At 34.3% G+C, this 8,454-nt stretch carries 6 protein-coding genes, 7 tRNA genes and 1 rRNA gene; all 14 read left to right on the top strand.

Annotation, left to right across the window (positions count from 1 at the left end; genetic code table 11):
* Positions 1 to 83, top strand: a 23S ribosomal RNA gene (locus tag CVU84_17480); the annotation flags it as partial.
* A 90-nt stretch (positions 84 to 173) separates the two neighbouring features.
* A tRNA-Asp gene (locus CVU84_17475) sits at positions 174 to 247 on the top strand.
* 74 nt (positions 248 to 321) lie between these two features.
* Positions 322 to 394: transfer RNA gene (locus CVU84_17470), tRNA-Val, on the top strand.
* 149 nt (positions 395 to 543) lie between these two features.
* Positions 544 to 616, top strand: a tRNA-Thr gene (locus tag CVU84_17465).
* Between the two features lie 30 nt (positions 617 to 646).
* A tRNA-Tyr gene (locus tag CVU84_17460) sits at positions 647 to 728 on the top strand.
* Between the two features lie 102 nt (positions 729 to 830).
* A tRNA-Met gene (locus CVU84_17455) sits at positions 831 to 903 on the top strand.
* 23 nt (positions 904 to 926) lie between these two features.
* Positions 927 to 1,002 (top strand) — tRNA-Phe (locus tag CVU84_17450).
* A gap of 3 nt (positions 1,003 to 1,005) precedes the next feature.
* Positions 1,006 to 1,079 (top strand) — tRNA-Lys (locus CVU84_17445).
* A gap of 331 nt (positions 1,080 to 1,410) precedes the next feature.
* Positions 1,411 to 2,604 carry a hypothetical protein gene (locus CVU84_17440; GenBank protein ID PKM93118.1) on the top strand — a complete coding sequence of 398 codons (1,194 nt, stop codon included), beginning with the start codon at positions 1,411 to 1,413 and terminating at the stop codon, positions 2,602 to 2,604.
* A gap of 41 nt (positions 2,605 to 2,645) precedes the next feature.
* A complete protein-coding gene (locus tag CVU84_17435; GenBank protein PKM93117.1) occupies positions 2,646 to 3,593 on the top strand; it encodes a hypothetical protein in 948 nt (315 codons plus the stop codon).
* Positions 3,594 to 3,678: 85 nt separating this feature from the next.
* Complete coding sequence (locus CVU84_17430; GenBank protein ID PKM93116.1) at positions 3,679 to 4,713, top strand: ATPase; 1,035 nt, start codon at positions 3,679 to 3,681, stop codon at positions 4,711 to 4,713.
* 85 nt (positions 4,714 to 4,798) lie between these two features.
* Positions 4,799 to 6,316, top strand: a complete 1,518-nt coding sequence (locus tag CVU84_17425) for a xylose ABC transporter ATP-binding protein (GenBank protein ID PKM93115.1) — start codon at positions 4,799 to 4,801, stop codon at positions 6,314 to 6,316.
* A gap of 69 nt (positions 6,317 to 6,385) precedes the next feature.
* A complete protein-coding gene (locus tag CVU84_17420; GenBank protein ID PKM93119.1) occupies positions 6,386 to 7,543 on the top strand; it encodes a sugar ABC transporter permease in 1,158 nt (385 codons plus the stop codon).
* 38 nt (positions 7,544 to 7,581) lie between these two features.
* A complete protein-coding gene (gene nagB, locus CVU84_17415; protein PKM93114.1) occupies positions 7,582 to 8,412 on the top strand; it encodes a glucosamine-6-phosphate deaminase in 831 nt (276 codons plus the stop codon).
* The last annotated feature ends 42 nt before the right edge of the window (positions 8,413 to 8,454 follow it).

Below are 8,454 nucleotides of genomic sequence, written 5' to 3'. Positions count from 1 at the left end.
GACTACCAGGTTGATAGGCTAAGGGTGTAAGCATGGTAACATGTTCAGCTGATTAGTACTAATAGGTCGAGGGCTTGACCAAGATGATTCATTAACATTGTTTGTTATTTGAATAGGTAAGGGTTAAAATATATGAGTGTAAATTTGGTTTGTAATTTGATAAACGAATGTTTGGCCCAGTGGTTCAGTTGGTTAGAACGCAAGCCTGTCACGCTTGAGGTCGAGGGTTCGAGTCCCTTCTGGGTCGTTTTCTCAAAAACTATTAAATAACTGTTTAATAATAATATTTATAAGCTATAACCAGCAAGCTTATAATAAATGGGGCGCATAGCTCAGCTGGGAGAGCACCTGCCTTACAAGCAGGGGGTCACAGGTTCGAGCCCTGTTGCGCCCACTCGAATTAATATTTTCCAGACGCAAATCTTGAGGCTTTATATTATTTATGAAGTAATTCCGCAAGCGGAAAGCTACTAAGTAACCTAGGCATGTATTGGGTATACTATAAATAGTATGATGTAAGTAAACACATTAAGCATTTATTATGCCGACGTGGCTCAATTGGCAGAGCAGCTGACTTGTAATCAGCAGGTTATCGGTTCGAGTCCGATCGTCGGCTTTTTATTTTTTTGATAAAAAAAATAATTTTGGAGGGGTTCCCGAGTGGCCAAAGGGGGCAGACTGTAAATCTGTTGGTTCCGCCTTCGAAGGTTCGAATCCTTCTCCCTCCATTCTTCTAGTTTACTAGAAAAGTTATACTTCACAAGGAATAGAACAAAGTTCATATAACTTGTAAAGAGGAATTTAATTGGTTGTAATGAAATATCTAATAGCGCGGGGTGGAGCAGTTGGCAGCTCGTCGGGCTCATAACCCGAAGGTCATAGGTTCAAATCCTATCTCCGCAACTCAAATTGTATATTCTTTGAATGCCCAGATAGCTCAGTCGGTAGAGCAGAGGACTGAAAATCCTCGTGTCGCTGGTTCGATTCCGGCTCTGGGCACCACAAGGGCTACTAGCTCAGCTGGCTAGAGCACTAGACTTTTAATCTAGGTGTCCCGGGTTCGAGTCCCGGGTGGCTCATTTTTATTTTAGATCGTATAAATATTTAGACCTTAGGGTCTTTTTTTATTGGGTAAAAAAGGGCTATATAAATAAATTGTAACAAGTATATGATCGAGAGGTTTATCTTGTGCTGCCAATCGTTAGGCTATGCATACGTAATTTGATTATTTATTTGAAATTGTGGCCATTAAGAAGATCAAATGGAACTAACTTTTTAAACTTAAGAACTGATAAATATAATAAGTGGTTAAGGCCCCAAACCATATTGACAAAAGAATAAGAGTAGGTTAGTATAAACTTAATTAATAAAGTTAAATAAGTAAGTACAAGTGAAAAGGCAGGTGTTGTTGTGGAAAATAAGGCAGGTAATCCAAAAACAATAAGGGAAAACAACCAAAAGGTTCTAGCACAATATTTATTTAAACATGGAACCACATCTAGGGCTAAACTTTCAAATGTATTTCAATTAAGTTCACCCAGTGTGTATAAAAATATTGCACAACTAATTGAACAAAATGTCGTTTTAGAGATTGGTGAAGGTGGATCAGAAGGTGGCAGAAGGCCAATGCTTATCAGCTTCAACTATAATATGGGTTATATTGTAAGTATGGATTTAAAGGGAGAATACCTAAAATTGGTTTTAGCTAATTTGGCATTAACGATCATTGGTAGAGAAGATATCCGCATAAGAGATTATCAAAATGGTCAGGATTTATTTGTTAAAACCATCGAAATTATTAACGATTTAATGCAAAAAAATAATATTAACCATAGTAATCTTTTATCAATTGTAATGGGTGTACCAGGTTCCGTAAATCAACAAACCGGTGAAGTAAATATGCCACCTATTTGGTTTAATGTTGGTGATTTGAAACGTATTGAAGACTTAATTTCAAAGGCGTATCCAACTTGTAAGATCGTAATTAAAAATGACATTAATTTAGCAGCAATTGGCGAAATGCGATACGGTATTGGAAAAGGCTTTAAAAATTTAATCTATATAAGTGTAGATATGGGTGTAGGTGCAGGTATCATTATAGAAGGGAAATTATATGAAGGAAGTCGATTTTCTTCTGGAGAAATTGGATATTCAAGAACAAGTCTTCAAGCAAAAAAAACGTTAGAAGATGAAATATCTATAAGAGCGATTACTGAGTACATAAAAGATCATGTTGGAATTAATCAGGATGGTCGTGCTCAAAGGTTTCTATCGAAGGATCAAAAGACAATTAACATTACAGAGGTAAATAATGCATTGGCAAATAAGGATGAAGACTTACTAAGTATTATGGAAGATGTCACTAGTAAATTAGGTTTAATATTATCCAATATTTGCGCATTACTAGATATAGAAATGATTATTATTGGAGGAAAGATTGTTGATTTCGATTATAATATCAAGGCGAAATTAGATCAAATACTCAAAGACTACATTCCAATTGAAGTAAAAACAGGGTTTTCTTCTTTAAATGATGATGAAATTATTTTAGGGGGTTTTGCATTATCTCTAGATGAAATACTGAAAGAGATTGCAATCTTTTAAATGCAAAATAAGTAGCTAATTGAAGGATTGAGGAATAATAGATGAAAATAGTTAAAGACGACGTAAAAAAGTACGCTATAGGAGTAGATATTGGAGGCACTAAAATTCTACTTATGATAACAAATAGGCTTGGAGAAGTCATACATAAAAAAAAGGTGGATTCTACCGGAGAGTTAAATCTAATTTTAAAGATTATAGATTCTTTTCTCGAAGAAGCCAATATAGGTTTAAATGAAATCTTAGGTATGGGTATTGGTGTACCAGGTGAAATCAATAGCTTAGAGGGAATTGTTAGAATATCTGTACAAATGGGTTGGAAAGATACCAATATAAAAGAATTTTTTAGTAATCGATATGCTTTTCCAGTTTACATAAAGAATGATGTGAATTTTTCAGCGCTAGGAGAAAGATGGATAGGAAATGGTGATAACAGTGATAATCTAGTTTATATTTCTATTGGAACTGGAGTAGGTGGAGCTATTATTGCAAATGGTCATCTTATTGAAGGGCATAATTTTTCAGCCGGTGAACTCGGGTATATTGTTGATAAGGATGATTTTAATAAAGAGTCAATTAATGACCTTGAAGGTTTTGGAAGTTTAGAGAAGAAAATTTCGGGGCATTCATTAACACAACAAGTTAGTGAAATAGGATTAATGCCAGAGGAATTGTTCATAGAATTTATGAAGGGTAATCAAACAGCAATAGATATTATCGAGCATTTTATTAGAGATTTATCTATTGTAATTGCCAATTTGGTTAGCACTTTAAATCCAGAGGTTGTGATTATTGGAGGTGGTGTCTCAGAATCTATGCATTGTATTATTGATCAAATTATAACGTGCGTTAACCGGCTTACAATTTTTCCAATAAATATTAAACTATCTAAATTAGGTGGTGAAGCTGGCGCATATGGTTGTATTTATTATGTTTTTTTCGAAGCCGTTAAGAATAAGACTGAGACACTAAAAAGTGTGAGCAGCAAATAAAAGGGAGTAGCAAAAAATCCAAGAAACTGCATTAACCTTTACATAAAGCAGTAAAATTGCAACAAATAATAAGGAGGATATTAGAATGAAAAATGCAACAAAATTTATTGCCTTAATTTTAACAGTAGTATTGATGGCGGGATTGTTTACAGCATGTGGTTCAACGACAGAAACTTCAAAAACTGGGGATAAGAAGATCAAAGTTGGTATATCCTTACCAACACAAAGGGAAGAAAGATGGGTTTTAGATAAAGAAAATTTTGAGAAAGTTGCAGAAGAATTAGGCGTAGAAGTAGCTATTCAAATTGCAGACAATGATGCAGCAAAACAGCAATCACAATGTGAGAATTTAATTGCCCAAGGAATTGATGTCCTTATTTTGGCACCACATGATGGTACTGCAGCTGCAAACATTGTTACAATGGCGCATGATGCAGGCATTAAAGTTGTTTCTTATGACAGACTTGTTATGAATGCTGAGGTTGACCTTTATCTTACTTTTGATAGTTTAATTGTAGGTGAAATGCAAGCTGAGTGGTTGTTAAGTCAAGCACCAAAGGGCAATATCGTACTTCTTTCAGGAGACCCAGGCGATAGTTGTGCTGTGCTTTATAGACAAGGCGCTATCAATGTACTTCAACCAAAAGTCGATAGTGGAGATATTAAAATTGTGCTTGATCAAGAATGTAAAGATTGGCAACCAATGGAAGCTCTAAAACATATGGAAAATGCATTAACTGTGAATAAAAATGATATTCAAGGTGTACTTGCACCAAATGATGGTACTGCTGGTGCAGCCATACAAGCACTTGCAGCACAAGGCTTAGCCGGTAAAGTACCTGTAACAGGTCAAGATGCTGAAGTAGATGCAGTTAAGAGAATTATTGAAGGGACACAAGGCATTACGGTATTTAATGACATAAGAGCTCTAGGAAAAGAAGCTATGATTTCAGCAATTAAACTTGCAAATGCTGAAGAACTTAAAACTACAAAGGTAAATAACAATGGTAAGTTTGATATTCCGTCAATTGAAGTAACACCAGTAGTTGTAGATAAAAAAAATTACAAAGAAAAATTAATAGACAGCGGTTTTATATCTGAAGAAGATTTGAATAAATAGGCGTAATTAGAGAACACAAATTAAGAATTTGGAAGCTTGGGACAGTGCCTGGCACTGTTCCAAAATTCAATAAAGGTGGAGTGTTATGAGTGATTACATTCTTGAAATGAGAAATATAACGAAAGAGTTCCCTGGAGTGAAAGCATTAGATAATGTAAACTTCAAAGTTAAAAAGGGTGAGATTCATGCATTAATTGGTGAGAATGGGGCTGGAAAATCAACCTTAATGAAAATATTGAGCGGTGTTTATCCCTTCGGTACTTATAGTGGAGATATCGTTGTAAATGGACAAGTACAAACCTTTAACAGCATTAAAGATAGTGAACAAAAAGGTATATCAATCATATATCAAGAATTGGCTATGATTAAGCAAATGAACGTTTGTGAAAATATTTTTTTAGGCAGTGAAATATCAAAAAAAGGCATTATTGATTGGGAACAATCCTTTGTAGAAACGAAAAAGGTATTGAAGGAAGTACGTTTAGATATAAACCCAAATACAAAAATAATTAATCTTGGCATAGGTCAACAACAGCTTATTGAAGTTGCTAAAGCAATTGCAAAAAAAACAGAGTTATTAATTCTTGATGAGCCTACCTCTGCATTAACTGAAGCAGAAACTGACAATCTCTTAAAGCTTTTAAAAGAATTTAAGGAGAAAGGTGTTACTTGTATTTACATTTCTCATAAGTTAAATGAAATATTTAAAATTGCTGACAACATTACAGTTTTGAGAGATGGTCAAACTGTTACTACACGTGCAACAGAAGAGTTAAATGAAGATAAACTTATCACTTTAATGGTTGGTAGAGAATTAACGCAAAGGTTTCCGAGGGTAGAACACAGCCCTAGTGAAGTGATGATGGAGATAAAGAATTGGACTGTATATGATCCGGAGATACCTAATAAAAAAATAATAGATAATGTGAGTTTTAGCGTTAGAAAAGGCGAAATACTTGGGATCTCAGGGTTAATGGGTGCAGGTAGAACAGAATTGTTTATGAGTATATTTGGTTGCTATGGTAGTAATGTTTCGGGAGAAATATGGCTGGATGGAGTAGAAATCAAGAAAAGAAATCCTAGAGATATTATAAAAGAAGGCATTAGTTACTTATCTGAAGATAGAAAAGGGAATGGTCTTATTTTAATGCAGAGCATTAAACAAAATATTTCTATAGCCAGTCTAAACAGTTTGTCTAATATGTCAGTGATCAATGAAAGCAAGGAAGTAAAAGCAGTTGAGAAGTACATAGCAAATCTTCATGTTAAAACACCTTCTATAGAGCAAAAGGTGGAAAATTTAAGTGGAGGCAATCAACAAAAGGTGGTTTTAGGTAAATGGTTAATGACTGAGCCAAAGGTTCTAATATTAGATGAACCTACTAGAGGAATAGACGTTGGAGCAAAATATGAGATCTATAACATTATGAATAACTTGATTGATCAAGGTGTTTGTGTCATTATGATTTCATCTGAGCTACCGGAAGTGTTAGGAATGAGCGATAGGATATTAGTAATGAATGAAGGTAAAATTACGGGAGAAATTCCTTGGAAAGAAGCCAATCAAGAAAAGGTAATTTATTATGCAACAGGAGGTAAGTAAACAATGACTGAAAACGTTGAAACAATAAATAACGTAGAAGCCGTTCAAAATAAAGTTTCATTAACTCAAATGATTTCAAATTCTATAAAGCAAAATATTAGACAATACACAATGATTATTGCATTATTATCAATATGGATTATATTTGCACTTCTTACAGAAGGAATATTTTTAACCTCTAGAAACTTATCGAACTTGTTTCTACAAATGGTAACAGTTGGTTTTCTTGCATGTGGAATGGTTTTGGTTATAGTGGCTACGCATATAGATTTATCAGTAGGTTCAGTAGCTGGAACGCTAGGAGCAGTAGCGGCTGCCCTTATGACTAAAGCAGGTTTGAACCCAGTACTTACAATTATTATCACACTTGGTTGTGGTGTTCTAGTTGGATGCTGGCATGGATTTTGGATTTCTTATAGAGGGGTACCTGCTTTCATCGTTACATTAGCAAGCATGACAGCTTTCAAAGGGATTACACTAGCCATAACAAAAGGTGCAACAATAGGGGAATTTCCACTAGGTTTTAAGGCACTTGGTCAAGGATATGTGCCAAAACTGTTTTTGAAAAATGCAAGTTTTAATGATACTAGCATTATAATCGGCATTTTCTTTATCATATTATTTATTATACTTGATTTAAGGAAACGTAATTCCAGAATCAAGCATGATCTTGAAGTTATATCAATGCCCTTTCAAATTTTAAGGATGGCTCTTGTAGCTGCTGTTATTAGTATTCCTTGTATGGTCATGATTAGTTACAGAGGAATACCTTATGCAGTATTATTACTTATAGGCATTGTATTAATCTTTACCTTTACAACTAAAAAAACAAAGTTTGGTAGATATGTTTATGCTATTGGTGGTAATAAGCAGGCAGCAAGACTTTCAGGTGTAAATATTAAACGTGTAAATTTCTTTATCTTTGTATTAATGGGGCTATTAACTGCATTGGCATCAATTGTGTTTACAGGCAGATTGAATGCAGCTACTACTTCTGCAGGCAATCTTTTTGAACTCGATGCAATTGCTGCTTGTTACATAGGTGGTACTAGTTCTTCTGGAGGAGTAGGTACGATAGTTGGCGCCATTATAGGTGCATTGGTAATGGCAAGCTTAGACAATGGAATGAGTTTACTGAATGTAGAAATTATGTATCAATATATTATAAAAGGAGCCATTCTCTTATTTGCAGTATGGATTGATTTTATGACCAATAAAAAATCTTAAGCAATGAGGAAGTACTATTAACAAAGGAAGGCAACTTTATGAAAATAAAAATCGGCAATGTAACCATACTGATAACAGAATCATATCAAGAATTGAGTAAAAAGGCTGCGAGTATTGTGGCAGCACAAGTTATTATCAAACCTAATAGTACTTTAGGACTAGCTACAGGAAGTACACCGGCAGGAATGTATAATGAAATGGTGTTGGCCTATGAGAATGATCAAATTGATTATTCTGAAATTAGAAGCTTTAATCTTGACGAATATTATCCGATAAAAAAACATAATCCTCAAAGTTATGCCTATTATATGGAGCAGAAACTTTTTAAACATATCAATGTTTCTAAAGATCGTAGTTTCATTCCCAATGGTGAATGTGAAAATGTAGTAGAAGAGTGTAAGGCTTATGATGAGAAAATACAAGTACTTGGAGGCATAGACCTCCAAGTACTAGGCATTGGAGTAAATGGGCATATTGGATTTAATGAACCAAACGTGCATTTTGAATCTAGAACCCACTTGGTTTACTTGGATGATGAAACCATTGAAGCAAACTCCAGATTTTTTTCATCTAAAGAAGAAGTACCAACTAGAGCTATAAGCATGGGGATTCGTACCATTATGGATTCCAAAAAAATCTTACTATTAGCCAGTGGAAGCGGCAAAGCGGAAATTATTTATAATACAATATTTGGAGAAATATCTCCAAATGTACCCGCATCGATTTTACAATTACATAGAGATGTTACAATCATTTTGGATAATGAAGCTGCAGAACAAATTATTAAAAAAAATCAATTCTCTAAAAAAAAGATGTCAATTATTTGTGAAAATGTCCCAATAAATCCAAAACATAAGCACCAGTTATAGTTGGTGCGCTGACTGTCGATAAAAGCATTTTTTCTGATAAGT

The sequence above is a fragment of the Firmicutes bacterium HGW-Firmicutes-1 genome (assembly GCA_002841625.1).
Taxonomy (GTDB): domain Bacteria; phylum Bacillota; class Clostridia; order Lachnospirales; family Vallitaleaceae; genus HGW-1.
This window is presented reverse-complemented; position numbering and strand designations above follow the sequence as displayed.

What these genes read in the sequence shown, in the direction of transcription:
- CVU84_17435 (PKM93117.1), top strand. Translation starts at nt 2,646, where the DNA reads ATGAAAATAGTTAAAGACGACGTAAAAAAGTACGCTATAGGAGTAGAT.
- CVU84_17430 (PKM93116.1), top strand. Translation starts at nt 3,679, where the DNA reads ATGAAAAATGCAACAAAATTTATTGCCTTAATTTTAACAGTAGTATTG.
- CVU84_17425 (PKM93115.1), top strand. Translation starts at nt 4,799, where the DNA reads ATGAGTGATTACATTCTTGAAATGAGAAATATAACGAAAGAGTTCCCT.
- CVU84_17420 (PKM93119.1), top strand. Translation starts at nt 6,386, where the DNA reads ATGATTTCAAATTCTATAAAGCAAAATATTAGACAATACACAATGATT.
- nagB (PKM93114.1), top strand. Translation starts at nt 7,582, where the DNA reads ATGAAAATAAAAATCGGCAATGTAACCATACTGATAACAGAATCATAT.